The sequence below is a fragment of the Pedobacter mendelii genome (assembly GCF_014635725.1).
Classification (GTDB): Bacteria; Bacteroidota; Bacteroidia; order Sphingobacteriales; family Sphingobacteriaceae; genus Pedobacter; species Pedobacter mendelii.
This window is the reverse complement of the sequence record NZ_BMDJ01000003.1, coordinates 140,215-157,925: the sequence shown is the minus strand read 5'-3', so window position 1 is coordinate 157,925 and position 17,711 is coordinate 140,215. Positions and strand designations below refer to the sequence as shown.

Here is a 17,711-nt window from a genome sequence, read left to right as displayed (position 1 = left end):
GACTAATTTTATGGGTTGCAACTCATCCATCTTGCTTTTGCTTTTTGGTATGTATCATCTCCCAGGTGAATTCCATTTCCATCACCTCTAATCAATTGATTTGGTAGGCAGAGATTATTTTGAGTGATAAACTTATTACACAACTGAGTTATTAAAGAGACTTCTTCATTTGCAACAGCATCCATATCTAAATCCATTAATTTAATAAACAGTTCAGCGCCATTTGGCTCGCCTTTATAAACAGCAGGTGCTTCAAAAATTAAAGTTTGAGCGTTTAGAACAGGTTTAATGCAAGGATTAATCCGCACCAAACAAGCGGTATTTGCTAAAGTGGGGTCGATTATGGAATAAGCAATAAAAGTAGCAGCATCAGGTGGATCGCCTAAAATACTTGTCGACATTTTTTTAATATCTGATACAAAAGTTAAATCATAATCTGTAAATGCCAGTTTATTATCCTTATTCTTATTGTAAATTGTCTTTATTTCATCATTTGTTGAGGTTTGGTAATCTGCAATCATTGCCTGCCCGCCTGTACCGGTACCAAGAGAAAGAATTTTATAATCACTCATCGGAATTGTATTGTTGGTAATGGCTTCAATTAAACCTGCTAAAACCGGGTTGTTAAAACCCGAAACTGCACCATCCCAATATTTAGTTTTACGCGTATCGTTACCATCTAGCCTGTTAATTGTTATTTCTGCTGGTGCATCAAAATAATTAACAGGGGCATTGCTTGATGCATGGATGGCATGACCTAAACTGACCTGGTAATAATTTTTACCGCTGAAAACATCGGTTTTGCTGGTTGGGTTAGAACGAAAAAATGTACCTCGCTGTCTGAAATAATCAAAGCCAACAATTATAATCTGAAGCTCGGGCTTACCAATAATTTTAGGTAATTCGTTAAGTTGAATCTCCAGAATTGGGTGATTAGTTTTACCTTGAGTTTCCAAACTGTTGTATTGCTTTAAAACATTTTGTAAGCCCGATATTTTTCGTTCCATACTATATTTAGGGCCAAGCACGTTCGTCAAACTGGCAATATTTCGCCAACGTAGTTTTTCCCAGAATGATAATTTTGAGAATACTTGTTTACGTTTCGTTTCATCTTCGAAAACAGAAATAATTTCGCTCAGCTTCATATCGTTGCAAAGCGTAGCCAGTACTAAACTTCCTCCGGAATTTGCAATAACCAGGTCGAATTTTTTTAGGAGTTCATGGCCATTTATGTCGCCGTAAATATCCATAAGTACACGTGCCTGAATCATTGCCCAGGAACCGCCACCATCTAAAGAAAGAATTTTATATGCCATAATTGGAGGTTTGATTTTATCTGCTTAATATTTTTAATTGCTATTAATACCGTTCAAATTGATGGAAACATTCAGAAAGCCTAAAAAATTACCATTTTTTAAATCGTACTTTAAAGTTAGTGGCAGCCATAAGCCTTCTGTTATTCTAAACCTTAAGTCAGCATTTGCCAAAAACCTGTAATTCTCTTCATTTGGTAGTAGGTTTTTTAAAATTTGGGTATATTCTAAGTAAGGCTTAAATTCGATTATGTTTGTTCTTTTGGTTATGAGTAGGGGCAGGTTAAATCCTGCTGAAGAATAAACTACAAACCTTGAAAGCCTGCTTTTAACAAGCGTATCAGCATAGTAAACCCCAGCTCTAATATCGAGCTCAGGCTTTTTACCTTTTAGGATTATAGTTTCTAAATTTGCCCTATTAAACCGGCCCGTTTTGTTAGATGAAGCATTGCCTTTAATCGTCCAAAGCCATTTTTTATCCAATTCTTTATAAAGCGAATCTGATATTACATCGATTTTTCTTAGCGATGAAATTAAGCCTGCAGGATATTTTAATCCATTAAAGAATGCTTCAGGAAGATAGCTTAAAGTATAATTTGTAAACAAAGAATCAATACCACTTTGCATTTCTGTAAGTAAGGCAACACGTTTCTCCCTAGATAAATTTTGATTGACAATAAAAGCCGTATAAGCTGATGATTGTTTTTGAATTGTATCCAATAAAGGATACAAAACCTTTCCAAGATAGCTTTCACTAAAATCTGCTAATTGATGATCTCGCTGATTAACAATTGCAAAGGTAAAACCACTTGTAAAACCTTTAAATTTAAATGCAGTATCTAAATTGAGTTTAAAATTAAACTGAAAATTACGGGCAAAATTTTGATTCTTTAAATTGTAATCTCGGTTTAAAGTAGAATCGAGCTTTAATTTTATTGCAAATAAAGTGCTGTTAAAACCAAAGGATTTATTCTGACCCGTTAAATCTTTTGCAGCCAGCTGGAAAAAACTATATAAAACGTCTTTATAATTACCCGATTTAAGATTTTCGGCGTTTTTGATTAGGGAAGAGATTTTTTCTTTTTTTAAGCTCGTTATTGCACTTTGAATACTGTCTTTTTTAGTTTGGGCATAAGTTAAACTGATAAAAATGAAAAATAAAACGCAAATAATCAAGGTCTTTTTCATAACTAAACTTTAAATTTCGATGAAATACAGAACAGAGAATACGGGCGTAGATCTATTAAAGCTCGATTGGGGGTCTGGCCCATCTTTAAAATCGCCAGTTAAGGAAATATCAGTATTTCCATTTTGTGGATTTTTCCCTCCAACCATAATCGAATATTTTCCGGGCTGTAGGTTTAATATTTCTTCGAAAGATTCATCTCTAGTAAAGCGTAAATCGTTTGTTGTTGCCAGATTATCTACATAAACTTTAATAGGTAATGGCGCAATGCCACCGTTTATTGTAACTTTTAATGTAATCATAGCTTCTTGTAGTTAATTTCAATTGCTTTCCGAAGGCTTTACTACGTTATTTTTGTTTGTATTTGTACTTTCGGTTTGCTCTTTGTTTGATGTTCTTAAACTCATTAATTTATTCAGTAAATCGAACCAAAATGGTGCGCCAAGTGATATTGCGATTGCGGTAATTAAAAATCCCCAGAAATGTTTTGCAAAAATCCCAAAGAAATATTTCCACTTATCTGATGTATTGAATTTTAAACTCTTACCCGTTTGCGCATTTATTTTTTGAGCAACAGAAAGGATTGAAGCATCTAATTGAGGTTTGAATTTGATTTGGTTGCTCCTTTTGTAAACTTCTACGGAATCTGGCGGCCAGCTTCCGTAGCCCAGCAGTGTTTTAGTCGATTCTATATCTGCCTCAATTGTTTCTTTTACATTAATTAAAGAATCTAAATTTTGCTTGTATTCTTTTGCTTCATTTGCGGTTAGAGATGTTGAAATATCTTCAGGTTTTTTCGGATTACTTTTTAGGTAAGAAGAGGTGAGCAATACGATTTGCTCCCTTGCATTTTTATCTTTCGAAAGTTTGTGTACAATTGAAATAGAATCGGCATTGAATAGCCAAGCCATCACAAAACCAATAATCAGCAACACAATCTGGATTTTTCTTTTGTACCATTCTGTTGCCTGTTCCATGGTTCTATCAAACCAGGCTTCGAGTTGCATTTTAAACTTTACTATATTTTTTTCAGAATCTTCCCAAATATTTAACACATATTCTGCAGTTTCTTTTCCTAAAACTTTTTGTGCATCATTCCTTAATGTACTATCAATATTGCTAACATTTAATGGTGTATTACCATTTAAAAGATATAGCAAAGTTTTAGAAAAACTAACAGCTTTGAAAGATGATGGATATTTGAACAAACCCGAACTGCCGAGGTACTTTATTTCAGGATTACTATAGAAACGGTCGATTATCTTATTTTTCGGATTTTTCATTAGCCGTAATGAATCACCTATTCTTTGAATTTTCTCCAAAAACCATTTCCCTAAAAAATCGTACCATCTTCCTTTTAGTCGAAAATCATCTTCATCAGTCAACATTCTGTTTACGGCTTCTTTTAAATTCCGGGCTCGTAAACCAAGTTTTGTAGCAATAATTTCTGCAACAACAGTGGCCAGCAGACTATATAGCAAGTAGATAAATATCAATCCGATAACTACGTCGAAAGCTACGTTGTTAATCATTTTTAGGGAGATTAATTTTAAATACAATATCAAAAATATTATTCAAGCTAATTATCCCCCAAAAGATTGATTTTCAGTTTGTTATATTTAAATAAAATTGTTTAATTTTATTTACCCTATAATTAATCAACATGAATCTATTGAATACACTCTCAACCGGCGAGTTATACAAAATTGCCGGCTATTCAAAAAAATCAATCAATTCAAGTTTTCGAACTGAAAGCTCTGTTTTCGATTCAAATAATCAAGATATGCAAACCTATGCTGGCTATCAGGGTATTTTTAACTGGGCATGTATGGAATATATAAGCATAAGTTCATCAATAAAAACAATTTTGGGTTACGATAAAGAAATTTTTCTGAACAGAGGATTTACTTTTTCTTTGAGCATTATTCATGTTGCAGACCTGGAGCGGCTGAGGGATTTGCATCTCGCTATTTTTAATTATTACTACAATACCCCCAAAGAGCAACGAGCTAAGCTGCGTTTTAGCTATAATATCAGATTAAGAAAAGCCGATAATTCTTACGTTACTATTTTAAGGCAAAGTACTTTTGCCAGTTTTACTGATGATGGTAAACCAACACTTGAATACATTAATTGTATCGATATTACAGGTTTCAGGTTTATAAACTCAATAAATTTCACTGTTCATGTACTTTCTACTTCAGGCACTTATACGCTTTGCCATGAAAATGAATTTCCTGAAGCATGTAATCAATTATCAAAAAGAGAAAAAGAGGTTTTAGACTTAGCCAGACAGGGCTACACCAGTAAAGAAATTGCAGAAAAACTTTATTTATGCATAGAAACTGTTAAAAGCCATAGGAAACATATAATGGCAAAAACAGGCGCAGGAAACATGTTTGCAGCAATTAACAAAATTTCTGGATTATAAACTTTATCGCTAATGAGAATATTAGAACAACCTACATGAAAACTGGAATAATAATTGTTTTCGTGTTATCAATGTAATTCATAAGGCGCCTGCAATTACAGAGTAGTCTGAAAACCAGACGTATACTAAACTATGATGTTACATTATTTTTGATTGTGAGAAATTTATTATTACCACTAATGATGGATTTCATGGCAATTTTGGAGAGGGGTATTAGATGCCCCTCTTTCTATTTTTTTACCGTAATCGTTCTTCCGGTAACGAGGTTAAATTCATAAATTCTGTATAATCCATCATCAATTATCTCTATACGCTCTACTAAACCTGTTTTGCTGAAAGTATCGGTAACTAAATCACCTTTCTTAATTTCCTGAAGTTCTTCGCTTGAGGTATCGCTGTTCAATCTTTTCATTTTGTAAAGGTAATCTCCATTAGACTAATTATGTAATTTGGATTTTTTTAATTACCTAATGAATTTGTTTAATTAAAAATAATACCGTTAAATAACCGTTATTTTGCGTATAAATACTTTTTAATATAAGAATATCTTTGCTTTTTGAAAACATTAAAAGAATTACGGATTTTTATACTGAAACAGTAAAGAAAATATACAAGTGAATCATAGATCATCGCAAACTCCACTAAACATTAAGGCTGATATTGAGGCCATTTCTAATATTCCTGCTGTTGCAAATATTCTACAAGTTATTTGCAGAACTACCGGTATGGGTTTTGCTGCCGTTGCCCGTGTAACGGATGATAAATGGGTAGCTTGTGCCTTATTAGATCATATTAATTTTGGATTAAAACCTGGTGGAGAATTAAAATTAGAAACAACTATTTGCAATGAAATTCGCCAACACCATAATCCGGTGGTTATTAATCATGTAGCTGAAGATGCAAAATTTGCTAATCACCATACGCCATTATTGTATGGTTTTCAAAGTTATATTTCTGTTCCAATTCGACTTAAATCGGGGGATTATTTTGGTACGCTGTGTGCAATAGATCCTAAACCAAACGTAATCAATACACCCGAAATATTGGGGATGTTTGATCTTTTCTCAGATTTGATAGCTTTTCACCTAGATGCTATTGAAAAGGTTAGTTTATCAGACCAAAATCTTTTTGAAGAAAGGTATATTGCCGAATTAAGGGAGCATTTTATTGGCGTTTTAGGTCATGATTTGCGTAACCCGCTTAATGCGATATTAAACAGTGCACAACTTTTAAATCATTTATCCAAAGATGAAAAGATTCAAAAAATTATAAGTATTATTCAAAGGTCCTCCCATCGGATGAATGGATTGATTGAAAATATGCTTGATTTTGCAAGCGGAAGATTTGGAGAAGGAATACTCTTAAATAAAAAAGAAAACGAGGCTATTGAAACCATTTTGGTAGAAGTAGTTGCAGAGCTGGAAGCTAACTTTCCACAACGTGAAATTAATGTCTTATTTGATTTGCAAAAACCTGTTAACTGTGATGGAAAACGTATTGCTCAGCTTTTTTCTAATTTGCTAGGCAATGCGTTAAGCTATGGAAATGTTAATGCTCCTATTAATGTTAAAGCAATAAGCAATGACGAAGGATTTGAGTTATCAGTTATTAACACGGGAAAGCAAATTTCTACTGCAGCTATGGAACGATTATTTCAGCCGTTTTCTCGTGGTAATGAAGATCAGAATAAAAAAGGTTTGGGTTTGGGCCTTTTTATAGCATCAGAAATATCGAAAGCACATAACGGAACCATCAGTGTTTCATCTACAGAAACTGAGACTTGTTTTACCTTAAAAATTCCTGTTTAATAATTATTTTTTTCTTACATAAATTTCTACAATTTCTCTATCAACTTTTAAAGTTACCAATTTCTCAATTCCGCTCTGAATCAAAGTATCATTTTTTAATTTTAAAATGAATTTAAAATCATGGTTTTCCCATTCTCTTGCACTGCAATATTCTAAATGTTCAATATAATTATTTCCATTTATTAAATAAGTTCCACTACCCGAATCGTAAACTTCTTCAACACCTTTTCCCTTGTTTAAATTATGCTTAAAGAATGCGAAATGAGTATCGTTTATGATTTTTATCATTTCTACTTTTTTTGAGGGCGATGTATTAACCGTATCTCCTTTTGTTATGCACAAACTTGATACTAATTTCCAGGTGCCATTAATTTTTAAAACAGTATCGTTAACTTTAATTTGTGGTTGATTACAGGCTAAAAATGTTAAAATTATAATCACAGAAAGTGCATTAATTTTCATTGGTATGTTTGATTATTTGGTTTTTAAATTAAAGCTAACATAAAATTTGAAGAGAAATGCATACCTTTCTTAACAATGTTATCATTATGAGAAAAATAATTTTATTTAGTTTTCTGCTTGTTTCCCATCATGTTTTTGCCCAACAGGAATTAAGTCCGAGGCTAACTTACCCGGGTTTATTCGAAAAAGTGCAATTGTCGGGTATATATCCTGATAGTAAATCTTTTGCAGATGCAATACCAAAACAGCAAACTGCAGTAATTATGGATGCATATTCTTCTCAGAAGAATTTAAAAGATTTCGATTTAAAACAATTTGTTAATCAATATTTTAGCTTGCCAGAAAGCCATACGACGCTCTGTCAATCGGATATTAAAGCTGGAATAGAAAAGCATTTGGATACACTTTGGCAAGTTTTAAAGCGAAATCCTGATACTGTTTCTTTATACACAACTTCTTTGCTTCCTTTGCCAAAACCATACATTGTTCCAGGAGGAAGATTTAGAGAAATTTATTACTGGGATTCTTATTTTACAATGTTGGGTTTGCAAAGAGCAGGTAAAACGCAGGTAATTAAAGATATGGTAGATAATTTCGCTTACCTAATTAAAAAGTATGGCTTCATTCCGAATGGAAACAGAAGTTATTATTTAACTCGTTCTCAACCGCCATTTTTCTCTTTAATGGTTCAATTGTTAGTCAATAGCAATAAAAAAGTTAAGCTAAGTGATTATAAAGATGTACTTGAATTAGAGTATAATTTTTGGATGAAAGGCATAGAAAAACTTGATAAAGGCAGGGCATTAGGGCATGTAGTAAAATTAACGGATGGAAGTATATTGAATAGATACTACGATGCAGGAGATTGGCCAAGAGAAGAATCTTTCAAAGAAGATTTTGAAGCATCTAAGAAAACAAAGCAAGCGCCTGATGTTTTTTTGCGCAATGTTCGTTCGGCAGCAGAATCAGGTTGGGATTTCAGCAGCCGTTGGTTTGCCGATGGTAACAGCTACAGCCAAATTATTACTACAGATTTATTGCCTGTAGATTTAAACACATTAATGTATAATCTCGAAATCGTAATTGCGTTAGCAAATCAACAATCGGGTAATGTGAAAAAGGCAAATTTATTTACACTAAAAGCAAAAAATCGTAAAGCAGCCATTTTAAAATATTTTTGGAATAAGGATTTGAATTTCTTTACAGATTACAATTGGAAAAATCAAAGTTTTTCAAAGCAAGAAACGCTTGCTGCATTATTTCCTTTGTATTTCAAAATCGCTACACCTGTTCAGGCAAAGTTTGTTTCATTAAAAGTTAAGGCAAAATTTTTGAAATCAGGTGGATTGGCAACTACTTTAAAAACTACTGGAGAGCAATGGGATGCTCCCAATGCATGGGCACCTCTGCAATGGGTAAGCATTATGGGTTTGGATAATTATGGTTACAAAAAGTTTGCAAATACGATAACTCAGCGATGGGTTAATCAGAACATATCTGTTTTTAAACAAACCGGTAAGCTAATGGAAAAATACAACGTAGTAAATTTTAATAGCAAGGGTGGTGGAGGAGAATATCCGCTTCAAGATGGTTTCGGTTGGACTAATGGCGTTTTGTTAAAGCTATTGAATAAATTACCTCAACAATAAAATACTTTTATAATTATCGAGCGTAGTTACAAATTGTGTATTAATTTAAACATGTTTTTTCAATTTTAATAACTTCCTCCATCAATTGGTAGGCGTCAGAATCTAAATCACCTATCTTAATGTTATCCAAAATATTAAGTGAAGTAGTAATGTCAATCTTAATGGCATAAGATGATTCATTTAAAAATCAAGCAATTGCTGATAAAATACCACCGAAGCATTTTATTCCAAAATAGAATGCTAAAAATTCTTAAAGTCTGTTTAATGTCATTTATTAAACATACCTTAACCAAATGGGCGATACACTTAATTTTATACTTGGCGTTGTTTTCATCGCAGGTGGTTTTAGCGTTTTCTGTGTTATTTTTGGCGGTAAGAAAAGCTGATAACTATTAAATATTTCGATGGGTAATTTTTTACTTTGAAATGTTTAATTCTTAAATGCAGAAACAAATTGGAATCGATATTAAATCTGTGCAATTAAAAAGTGTGCAGCCAGATTCTATCCAGTTTAGCGTTTCTAAAATGGATGAAGGCAGGTGTTAGTCATTTTCTTACATCGCAGGGATTTCTACAAAATTTCATTAATTATTAAAGGTTGTAGTACCTTGCTTTATGCAAATCGTGATATAAAAATTAATCATCCTTCGTTGGTTTTTACTAATCTTCTAGTTCCTTATCCTGGGATAGCTACATTCCTGTTGTTAAAACCTCCGGCACTCGTTATGATGAATCGAAAATGCAATTTGTAAATGTTTAAAAAATAGGAGAAATTAAAGTTGCACGTAAAATTGCGACATTTAATTTTTTATGAGATTTTTATTAATCTATAATCTGCTATATAAAAAGTTGGTTACCTGCAAAAATTTCAATTTATAACAGCTACCTTAATAGAAAATCATACTACACTGATCTAATATTATGAAATTTGTTTATTTATTTTTGATTTCTGCATTCATTTTACCCATGAATACTTTCGCTCAAACGGCTGAAAAAGTTCAGGTGAGAATTTCCAACGGCATATTAGAAGGTACCAAAGAAGATAAAAGTATAATAACATTTAAAGGCATACCTTTTGCAAAAGCTCCGGTTGGTAATTTACGATGGAAAGCACCCGAACCTGTAAATAATTGGACAGAAATTCGAAAAGCGGACAAATTTGGCGGTAACGCAATGCAAAAGAAACCGTTTGGCGATATGGGCTTCCGTTCTTCTGGAGGGAGTGAGGATTGTTTATACCTAAATGTTTGGACACCCTCAAAAACCTTTAAAGATAAATTACCTGTATTGGTTTATTTTTATGGAGGAGGTTATGTTGCTGGTGATGGTTCAGAACCTCGCTATGATGGCGAAGCGATGGCAAAAAAGGGTATCGTTGTACTAACGGTAAATTATAGATTAGGTGTTTTTGGTTTCATTGCGCATCCTGAACTTACAAAAGAATCATTAAATAAATCATCGGGTAATTATGGTTTATTAGATCAACGTATGGCCTTACTTTGGGTACAGGAAAATATTAAAAATTTTGGAGGTGATCCTAAAAAAGTAACTATAGCCGGAGAATCTGCAGGTTCGATTTCTGTTTCTGCACAAATGGCATCTCCATTATCGAAAAAGCTTTTTGCCGGCGCAATAGGAGAGAGCGGCGCAATGATAAATCCTACACTTGCACCAATTACGCTTGATGCTGCAGAAAAAAATGGTTTGGCTTTTGCAGAAAAAACAGGCGTAAAATCATTAGCCGAATTGAGAGCTTTACCTGCTGAAAAATTATTGGAAGAATCTTCAAAACAAGGTGCTTTCAAAACTGCTGCAAATATTGATGGTTATTTTCTAAATAAAAATTTAGTAGAAATATTCGCCGCCGGAGAACAAGCTCAAGTGCCATTACTTGCTGGTTGGAATTCCGCCGAAGTTTCTTTTCAGGCTGTAATGGGCAGAGATACGCCAAGTGTAGAAAATTACACTAAAAAGTTAAAGCAGTTATATCCACAGCAGGCAGATGAAGTTTTGAAACTATATCCTGCTACAAATCCCGAAGAAGTTGTTGTTTCTGCAACGGCTTTGGCAAGCGACAGGTTTATTGCCTACAGCACCTGGAAATGGCTGGATATGCAAGTTAGTACAAGTAAAAAACCCGTTTATCGTTACCTGTTTTCGAAATCAAAGCCACCAATGATGGCTAAGTTTGCTCAGGCAACTCCTGGTTTGGCTGGTGGAATTAGCATGAATGCAGCAAACGCTAAACCCGCACCAAAACAATTAATTTCGGAAGGTGCTCCACATGCATTCGAAATCGAATATGCAATGGGAAACTTAAGCACCAATCCTGTTTATGCATGGACTGCAGAAGACCACAAAATTTCGGATACAATGCTTGAGTACTTTGCCAATTTTATTAAAACAGGAAATCCTAACGGAGATGGGTTGCCTAAGTGGTCGCCCGTTACTAGAAATTCAGTGCATTATATTAATATAGGTTTGAACACTGCTGAAGTTATTGAAAAGGAAACTGAACGGGCAAGATATCTGTTTCTGGATAAAACTTATTTAAAGTAGTTTAATTTTGTTCAGTTCCAAACAGGTAACCACTATAGGCTAATCCTTTTGCAACACTTTTAAAATTATCACCTGAATTCAAAGGTGTATGTGGAAACTTATTTTTAAATAAATTTTGAATCGCAGCAACCATTGATGTACCTCCAGTTAGGAAAAGACAATCAATATCTAACGGATTTATATTGTAAGTTATCAGGAATTTATCAAGGTAGTCGTTTATTCTTTCAACGTCTTTTTCAATAACGGAGTTATACTCAGTAAGCGAAATGCTTTCGTTAATATCAATGCCCATATTTGAATAAATAAATTCTGACGAAGATTTATCAGATAGTTCGATTTTCGTTTTTTCAATAGATTGAAATACTGAATAACCCAGGTTATTATCTATTAATGTAATCAGATTTTTAAATTTTCTATCATTACCCGAAAAGTAATAGTAATCTTCAATATCTTTTTGGATTTTCTGACCATTAAAAAAATTCATTTTATCCCAGGAACAAATATTAGCAAAAAGCGATTTAGGTACACTTAGTATTTGCCCTCTTGTTGCTTCATATTTTGTGTTTTTACCAAAGTAGGGTGTTCCTTTTTCCCACATAAAAGCCGAATCAAGGCTATCGCCACCAATATAGATGCCGCCTGAAGCTATCATGTCGTTTTTCCTATTCTGATTACCAACTTTTTTGGGATCAAGAATTAGGTAAGTGAAATCTGTTGTTCCACCACCTAAATCTGCAACTAATACTTTTTCTTTTTTTGTTATAGTTCTTTCATACGCGAAAGCTGCTCCGATAGGTTCGAACTGGAAGCGAACATCTGTAAAACCAGCATTTTCGGCAGCTTTTTTTAAACGTGTTTGTGCTAGTGTATCTCTTTGTGCGTTATCATCATCAAAAAATACAGGTCGGCCTATTACCGCTTTTGTACAGTTGAATCCTGTAATTTTATCAGCAGTTTTTTTTAGGTCTTTTAAAATTAGTGTCACTAAATCAGAAGCATTATATCTTCTATTTTGAATTCGTGTTTCAGTAAAAGTACTTCTGGATAGGATTTGCTTAATCGACTTAATGAAACGACCTTTCATACCGTCATTTAAATACTCCTCGATAGCTTTTTCGCCCACAACATAATTTTCTGCATCTGCTGATGTTAGCTCATGTTTAAAATAAATCAAAGAGGGTATGGAAATTGTTGAAATGATTTCTTTTTTATCTTCATTAAAAATAGAAAGGGCTGAATTGGTTGTTCCAAAATCAATTCCATATAAAAACTTACTCATCGCTTATGAAATAATATTAGTTAGCCGTTTTAAATCGGGTTGCGAAAGTATATAAAAAATAGCAAATAAAATTAGCTATTCGCCTAATAATGTTATTGCTGTTTTGCCGGTAATATCAAAAAACATATCTCCGTTCAGCTGGTTTATGAAGACGACGATATCTTTAATTGCAGATTTTCCTAATAAATCTTCAGGCATTTTGGCCGCATACGTGAAAGTATAATCGCTAAAATTCTTTATATCTGTTGTTGAAGTTATATAAAAATACCCTCCCTTATTAGCTTCACGTAAATACCAGTAAAGAATATCAGGCTCATTATGGTTGGCATATTTAATTTTAGTTGAATACACTTGTAATTTAACTACATCTGGTTCAGGAATTTCTTTCGCGCATGCAACAAAAAAAAGACATAGCACTGAAATAATTATAAAATTCTTCATGGTAAGGTACACAACAAAGGATTTTCAAAATGGTTTTAAAAAATAGCAATATTAATAAAAAAAGTAGTATTAATATTACTAATAATTAAGTAATTTTGACGTGTTTAAATTTAATTAGGTATTTTAAAACCTAATAAACAATTTTTAAATTTATGCGCTTGTAATAAAAAAGATGGGTATAAAAGATTGTATTTGACTTTTTTAAGATTATAAATATGCTACATTGCAAAACTTTAACAGATTAGATTATTTTTTAGTGTAATCAATAAGCTTGTAATAATGTCTTAGTAAAAACAAGATACTTTGATGTGAAATGATACAGTTAGAAGATATCAAGGGAAATTTTAAAAGAGATAGAGCACTAAAAGCCGAATACTCGATAAGGGTGCTTATAATTAAGGAGGCCTCAGGATTGTTATGTATGAATTCTGGCGATTATGTACTTACTCCTGGAAGAGTATTTTTTATACCTGAAGAGGGTATCATTCGCCTTGAGGGAGAAGTTAATTCTGCATATTGGTTAAGTTTTAGCAGTCTTTTATATTCAGAATTTTTGCTTCAGCATAGAGATTCTCAATCGCGGAATCTTTTTATGTCTTTATCTTTTAGAGATTTAAATAATTCGCAAGCTCAAAAAGCTTATAGTTTACTGGAACAGTTAAAAAGAGAAATCCTTGCAAAAAGAGATGTTTCATATCTTGCTCAATACCTTTCATTATTGCTTGGTTTTTCTGCAGTTCTAAATGCCGAATTAATGGATTTAAGCGTAGATGAATTGCAGCAGGTTTTGCGTTTCAGAGCTATTTTAGAACAATATTTTAAAACGGAACGTTCAACAGAATTTTATGCAGCAGGTATGGGTATGAATTCTAGAAAATTAAATGGTTTCTTAAAAAAGGCATTTTCTAAAAACCTGCCCGAAGTTTTATACGCAAGACTTATTAGAGAAGCTGAAGAACTTCTAATCCATACCGATTACTCTATTGCAATTATTGCAGAAATACTAGGTTTTGAGCAAGCGAATTCTTTTATGAGTAATTTTAAAAAAACTAAAGGAATATCTGCCCTTGAATTTAGAAGGTTAAACTAATTTATTTTGGTTTTGATATAAAACTTAAAAACGACTGAAATTGTGCTTTGTGTTTCAACTTATCAAGTTTAAAATAGAATGCCCCCCTTCTCGAGCTTGATTTATCCTTCTCTGTTTGTTTAATCAATAATCCGCTGGCGGTAATTTTTCTTATGAAATTGCGATTATCAATAGGAGAATCGTAAACTTGTTCATATAGATTTTGCAGTTGAGGAATTGTAAATTTCTTTGGCAATAATTCAAATAAAATAGGATGCAAAGCGGCTTGATATCTAATTTTATCCATTGCTGCTTTTACCATTATACTATGATCAAAAATTAATTCGGGCACTTTTTTAAGCTCAAACCATTCTGCATGGTATTGATCATTTATTTGCTTGCTGTATTTATTGATATCAATAAGTGCGAAATAAACAACAGATATCGTTCTCTCAATCGGATCACGATCGGGTTGGCCATAAGCCTGCAATTGCTCCAGATAAACATCATGTAAACCCGTAAGTTCTAATAAAATTCGCTTCGCAGCACCATCTAAATCTTCGTTAGTACCAATAAAGCCACCCATTAAACTCCATTGATCTTTTACCGGCTCTATAGCACGTTTTATTACTAAAAGTTTAAGATGTTCACCATCGTAACCAAAAATTATGCAATCTACAGCAACAAGAACAGGGTTTTGATTTATATATTTGGTCATTTTATAAGAGCGTTTTTAAAATTGGGTTTTTGAAGTTATCAATAAATCCTAAAATATTTGAATATTCGGCAAATTCTTCAATATCATGGGTAGTTGTAAGTACAATACATTTCATTCCTGCGTTATACGCAGATTCGACACCCTTTGGAGCATCTTCGAAAACAAGGCAATCTGAAGGATTTATTCCCAAAGCCTTTGCTGCCTTTAAAAAAGTTTCGGGATTGGGTTTACTTATTTCAACATCATCAGCACTTACAATAGCCTTAAAATATTCACGGATTTTTAATCCATCCAAAACAAAATTAATATTAAAAGTTATTGCTGCAGAACCAATAGCCATTAAAACTCCTTTGCTTCTGGCTATTTCTAAAAGTTCATAAAGGCCATCAATTAATGCAAGGTGTGGAATATATCCTTCTTGATAACGCTTTTCCTTATCAATAGACAAATTTATTATCTCTTGAGGAGTAAATCGTTCTTTGCCAAAAATACGCTCTAAAACCTCGTGATTCTTGCCATACATCTCTTTCTTAACTGATTCGTAAGAATGATTTTCACCCAAATCTTTATTGATAATGGAGTGCCAAGCCATTGTGTGGTACTCCATGTCGTTTATCATGGTGCCATTTAAATCAAAAATAAAGGCTTTGTACTTAAACTCTAAAACTTGCATATTGTATTGCTAAAATATATTATTTTATTTGATGTTATAATTACACCACCAATTATAATGGAAATTATACTTATAATCGTTGTAATAACGTTAATTAATTTATTACTTTAGCCTTAACCAAATTAAATCTTTATGAAAAGAACAATTCTTTCAGCAGTATCAATTGCGACTTTAAGTCTATCCATCAGTTTATTTTCTTGTAATCCTTCTGCAGAAAAAAAATCTTCTGAGGAAGTAAAAGCAGATTCTTCCAGCTACAATACAACGATAGATGGGAAAGCAATTTCACTTTATACCCTGAAGAATAAACAGGGTGCTTCTATTTCTATTACAAATTATGGTGGCAGGGTAGTTTCTCTTTTAGTACCAGATAAAAATGATAAGTTAACTGATGTTGTTTTAGGTTACGACAGTATTGGTTCATACCGTAAAAAAGGCGAGCCCTTTTTTGGTGCTTTAATCGGGCGTTACGGAAATAGAATTGCTAAAGGAAAATTTAATCTTGATGGAAAAGATTATCAGTTACAGTTAAACGACGGACCAAATACTTTGCATGGAGGCAGCGATGGTTTCTTTTCTAAAGTATGGGATGCGAAACAAATTGATAAGCAGAAATTAGAATTAACTTATTCTTCAAAAGATGGAGAAGCTGGATACCCAGGTAAGCTGGATGTTACAGTTACTTATACTTTAACCGATGATAATGCTTTAAGAATTGATTATTCTGCAACAACTGATAAGGCTACAATTGTTAATTTAACCAATCATGCTTATTTTAATTTAAATGGTGAAGGAAATTCGACAATTCTTGACCACGAATTATTTATTGATGCAAATGCATATACACCAGTAGATTCAACATTAATTCCTACTGGAAAATTGCAGCTGGTTACAGGAACACCTTTTGATTTTAACAAGGCAAAAACGATTGGTAAGAATATCGAAGAGAAAGATCAGCAATTAACATTCGGCAAAGGGTACGACCATAATTTCGCTTTAAACAAACATGATGCAAAAAAGGCTATTGCTACTGTAAAAAGTACAGTTACTGGAATTACCATGGAAGTTTACACAAGTGAACCAGGTTTACAATTTTATAGTGGAAATTTTTTAACTGGTACAGATAAAGATGGTAAAGGTGGTAAATCATATCCACACCGTTCGGCATTTTGTTTAGAAACGCAGCATTTTCCTGATGCACCAAATCACGCTAATTTCGCTTCTACAGTGTTAAAACCGGGTGAAGTATATAAAACAACAACAACCTATAAATTTTTAAAGTAAATCCTGGCTTTCTAATTTATAAAAAGAGGATGCACAATTCAGAAAAAGATTTTCCTTTTCCTGAATTGTGCATTTTGAAGCATATTTAGAAACCAGGTTAAACCAATCAATATATGGTCTACTTAGTAAAACAACAGGCCAATCACTGCCATACATCACACGATTGGGTCCAAAGTTTTCGAATATTACGTCGAAGCAATTAAAAATCTCTATTTCTTTCCAGTTTTTCCAATCTGCTTCTACTAATAATGCCGAAAGTTTACAATATACATTTGGGTTTTGAGCAAGGTTTTTTATGTTTTCAGCCCAGGCTTTTAAATCCTGACTTTTAACATTTGGTTTACCACAATGATCTAGAACAAATGGTTGGTTAGGTACCTTATCCACAAGTTTAATGATATCTGGAAGCTGATCATGATAACATAAAAGATCGTAAGTGTAATTAAACTTTTTTAAATTTTTAACTCCACTAACAAAATCATCGGATAGAAAAAATGCTGAATTTTCTGCTTGAAGCACATGTCGCCAGCCTTTAATTTTTTTAAAAGAAGACCAGTAACTCAAGCGTTCCTCTAAATTTTTGCTTTTTAAATCAACCCATCCAACAATACCTTTAATAATTTCATTTTGATCGGCTAATCTCAACAAAAAATTATTTTCGTTTTCTGTTTGATTGGCCTGAACGGCAACGCAACCTGTAATTTTCAGTTCGTTAAAAGTTCTGATTAAATTTTTAGGTGTAAAATCTTTACGAATGGCATTCATTTCTTCAGTAATCCAAGAATCTCTTGCAGGATCAAAATTCCAAAAATGCACGTGAGTATCAATCATAAGCTATT

The 17,711-nt window shown here is 32.9% G+C and carries 17 protein-coding genes; 6 read left to right on the top strand and 11 right to left on the bottom strand.

The annotated features are described in order from the left end of the window. Positions 1 to 8: 8 nt before the first annotated feature. The 4 genes from IEV50_RS06765 to IEV50_RS06750 are packed head-to-tail and all read right to left on the bottom strand — an operon-like array spanning position 9 to position 4,031. Complete coding sequence (locus tag IEV50_RS06765) at positions 9 to 1,316, bottom strand: patatin-like phospholipase family protein (RefSeq protein WP_188412483.1); 1,308 nt, start codon at positions 1,314 to 1,316, stop codon at positions 9 to 11. Between the two features lie 33 nt (positions 1,317 to 1,349). Then, positions 1,350 to 2,501: a hypothetical protein gene (locus IEV50_RS06760; protein ID WP_188412482.1), complete on the bottom strand. Its 1,152-nt coding sequence runs from the start codon at positions 2,499 to 2,501 to the stop codon at positions 1,350 to 1,352. 9 nt (positions 2,502 to 2,510) lie between these two features. After that, positions 2,511 to 2,801, bottom strand: a complete 291-nt coding sequence (locus IEV50_RS06755; RefSeq protein ID WP_188412481.1) for a hypothetical protein — start codon at positions 2,799 to 2,801, stop codon at positions 2,511 to 2,513. Positions 2,802 to 2,819: 18 nt separating this feature from the next. Then, positions 2,820 to 4,031 carry a hypothetical protein gene (locus tag IEV50_RS06750; protein ID WP_188412480.1) on the bottom strand — a complete coding sequence of 404 codons (1,212 nt, stop codon included), beginning with the start codon at positions 4,029 to 4,031 and terminating at the stop codon, positions 2,820 to 2,822. A gap of 131 nt (positions 4,032 to 4,162) precedes the next feature. On the opposite strand from IEV50_RS06750, the gene IEV50_RS06745 reads away from it, so the two are divergent. Next, on the top strand, positions 4,163 to 4,930 hold the full coding sequence (locus IEV50_RS06745) for a LuxR C-terminal-related transcriptional regulator (RefSeq protein ID WP_188412479.1): 768 nt from the start codon (positions 4,163 to 4,165) through the stop codon (positions 4,928 to 4,930). 229 nt (positions 4,931 to 5,159) lie between these two features. Here IEV50_RS06745 and IEV50_RS06740 read toward each other — a convergent pair whose 3' ends face one another. Further along, on the bottom strand, positions 5,160 to 5,342 hold the full coding sequence (locus IEV50_RS06740; protein WP_188412478.1) for a hypothetical protein: 183 nt from the start codon (positions 5,340 to 5,342) through the stop codon (positions 5,160 to 5,162). Between the two features lie 202 nt (positions 5,343 to 5,544). Here IEV50_RS06740 and IEV50_RS06735 point away from each other — a divergent pair, with 202 nt between their 5' ends. After that, positions 5,545 to 6,738 (top strand): GAF domain-containing sensor histidine kinase, encoded by a 1,194-nt coding sequence (locus IEV50_RS06735; RefSeq protein WP_229746659.1) that lies wholly within the window; start codon positions 5,545 to 5,547, stop codon positions 6,736 to 6,738. 3 nt (positions 6,739 to 6,741) lie between these two features. On the opposite strand, the gene IEV50_RS06730 is transcribed toward IEV50_RS06735, so the two are convergent. Further along, positions 6,742 to 7,200, bottom strand: a complete 459-nt coding sequence (locus tag IEV50_RS06730; protein ID WP_188412477.1) for a hypothetical protein — start codon at positions 7,198 to 7,200, stop codon at positions 6,742 to 6,744. A gap of 86 nt (positions 7,201 to 7,286) precedes the next feature. Between IEV50_RS06730 and treF the strand changes: the two genes are divergently transcribed. Together treF and IEV50_RS06720 are read left to right on the top strand one after the other, a co-directional pair. Then, positions 7,287 to 8,849 carry an alpha,alpha-trehalase TreF gene (treF, locus tag IEV50_RS06725; protein WP_229746658.1) on the top strand — a complete coding sequence of 521 codons (1,563 nt, stop codon included), beginning with the start codon at positions 7,287 to 7,289 and terminating at the stop codon, positions 8,847 to 8,849. Positions 8,850 to 9,770: 921 nt separating this feature from the next. Continuing rightward, complete coding sequence (locus IEV50_RS06720) at positions 9,771 to 11,408, top strand: carboxylesterase/lipase family protein (protein WP_188412475.1); 1,638 nt, start codon at positions 9,771 to 9,773, stop codon at positions 11,406 to 11,408. Position 11,409: 1 nt separating this feature from the next. Here IEV50_RS06720 and IEV50_RS06715 read toward each other — a convergent pair whose 3' ends face one another. After that, positions 11,410 to 12,687: an Hsp70 family protein gene (locus IEV50_RS06715; RefSeq protein ID WP_188412474.1), complete on the bottom strand. Its 1,278-nt coding sequence runs from the start codon at positions 12,685 to 12,687 to the stop codon at positions 11,410 to 11,412. A gap of 75 nt (positions 12,688 to 12,762) precedes the next feature. Next, positions 12,763 to 13,128: a hypothetical protein gene (locus IEV50_RS06710; protein WP_188412473.1), complete on the bottom strand. Its 366-nt coding sequence runs from the start codon at positions 13,126 to 13,128 to the stop codon at positions 12,763 to 12,765. Positions 13,129 to 13,441: 313 nt separating this feature from the next. Between IEV50_RS06710 and IEV50_RS06705 the strand changes: the two genes are divergently transcribed. Next, the gene (locus IEV50_RS06705; RefSeq protein ID WP_188412472.1) at positions 13,442 to 14,218 is read left to right on the top strand and encodes a helix-turn-helix domain-containing protein; all 777 of its coding nucleotides are present in this window, start codon (positions 13,442 to 13,444) and stop codon (positions 14,216 to 14,218) included. A 1-nt stretch (position 14,219) separates the two neighbouring features. Here the strand turns inward: IEV50_RS06705 and IEV50_RS06700 are convergent, their stop codons facing one another. Next, positions 14,220 to 14,915, bottom strand: coding sequence for an NUDIX hydrolase (locus tag IEV50_RS06700; protein ID WP_188412471.1), 696 nt, complete (start codon positions 14,913 to 14,915; stop codon positions 14,220 to 14,222). A gap of 1 nt (position 14,916) precedes the next feature. Next, positions 14,917 to 15,588 (bottom strand): HAD family hydrolase, encoded by a 672-nt coding sequence (locus IEV50_RS06695; RefSeq protein ID WP_188412470.1) that lies wholly within the window; start codon positions 15,586 to 15,588, stop codon positions 14,917 to 14,919. Between the two features lie 132 nt (positions 15,589 to 15,720). On the opposite strand from IEV50_RS06695, the gene IEV50_RS06690 reads away from it, so the two are divergent. Next, positions 15,721 to 16,872 (top strand): aldose epimerase family protein, encoded by a 1,152-nt coding sequence (locus IEV50_RS06690; protein ID WP_188412469.1) that lies wholly within the window; start codon positions 15,721 to 15,723, stop codon positions 16,870 to 16,872. Here IEV50_RS06690 and IEV50_RS06685 read toward each other — a convergent pair. Further along, positions 16,864 to 17,703 (bottom strand): amidohydrolase family protein, encoded by an 840-nt coding sequence (locus tag IEV50_RS06685; RefSeq protein WP_188412468.1) that lies wholly within the window; start codon positions 17,701 to 17,703, stop codon positions 16,864 to 16,866. The two genes, IEV50_RS06690 and IEV50_RS06685, sit on opposite strands and share 9 nt — an antisense overlap. Between the last annotated feature and the right edge of the window lie 8 nt (positions 17,704 to 17,711).

Excerpts from the sequence above, each read along its gene's own strand:
- IEV50_RS06765 (WP_188412483.1), bottom strand. The coding sequence starts at position 1,316 with ATGGCATATAAAATTCTTTCTTTAGATGGTGGCGGTTCCTGGGCAATG.
- IEV50_RS06760 (WP_188412482.1), bottom strand. The coding sequence starts at position 2,501 with ATGAAAAAGACCTTGATTATTTGCGTTTTATTTTTCATTTTTATCAGT.
- IEV50_RS06755 (WP_188412481.1), bottom strand. The coding sequence starts at position 2,801 with ATGATTACATTAAAAGTTACAATAAACGGTGGCATTGCGCCATTACCT.
- IEV50_RS06750 (WP_188412480.1), bottom strand. The coding sequence starts at position 4,031 with ATGATTAACAACGTAGCTTTCGACGTAGTTATCGGATTGATATTTATC.
- IEV50_RS06745 (WP_188412479.1), top strand. The coding sequence starts at position 4,163 with ATGAATCTATTGAATACACTCTCAACCGGCGAGTTATACAAAATTGCC.
- IEV50_RS06740 (WP_188412478.1), bottom strand. The coding sequence starts at position 5,342 with ATGAAAAGATTGAACAGCGATACCTCAAGCGAAGAACTTCAGGAAATT.
- IEV50_RS06730 (WP_188412477.1), bottom strand. The coding sequence starts at position 7,200 with ATGAAAATTAATGCACTTTCTGTGATTATAATTTTAACATTTTTAGCC.
- treF (WP_229746658.1), top strand. The coding sequence starts at position 7,287 with ATGAGAAAAATAATTTTATTTAGTTTTCTGCTTGTTTCCCATCATGTT.
- IEV50_RS06720 (WP_188412475.1), top strand. The coding sequence starts at position 9,771 with ATGAAATTTGTTTATTTATTTTTGATTTCTGCATTCATTTTACCCATG.
- IEV50_RS06715 (WP_188412474.1), bottom strand. The coding sequence starts at position 12,687 with ATGAGTAAGTTTTTATATGGAATTGATTTTGGAACAACCAATTCAGCC.
- IEV50_RS06710 (WP_188412473.1), bottom strand. The coding sequence starts at position 13,128 with ATGAAGAATTTTATAATTATTTCAGTGCTATGTCTTTTTTTTGTTGCA.
- IEV50_RS06705 (WP_188412472.1), top strand. The coding sequence starts at position 13,442 with ATGATACAGTTAGAAGATATCAAGGGAAATTTTAAAAGAGATAGAGCA.
- IEV50_RS06700 (WP_188412471.1), bottom strand. The coding sequence starts at position 14,915 with ATGACCAAATATATAAATCAAAACCCTGTTCTTGTTGCTGTAGATTGC.
- IEV50_RS06695 (WP_188412470.1), bottom strand. The coding sequence starts at position 15,588 with ATGCAAGTTTTAGAGTTTAAGTACAAAGCCTTTATTTTTGATTTAAAT.
- IEV50_RS06690 (WP_188412469.1), top strand. The coding sequence starts at position 15,721 with ATGAAAAGAACAATTCTTTCAGCAGTATCAATTGCGACTTTAAGTCTA.
- IEV50_RS06685 (WP_188412468.1), bottom strand. The coding sequence starts at position 17,703 with ATGATTGATACTCACGTGCATTTTTGGAATTTTGATCCTGCAAGAGAT.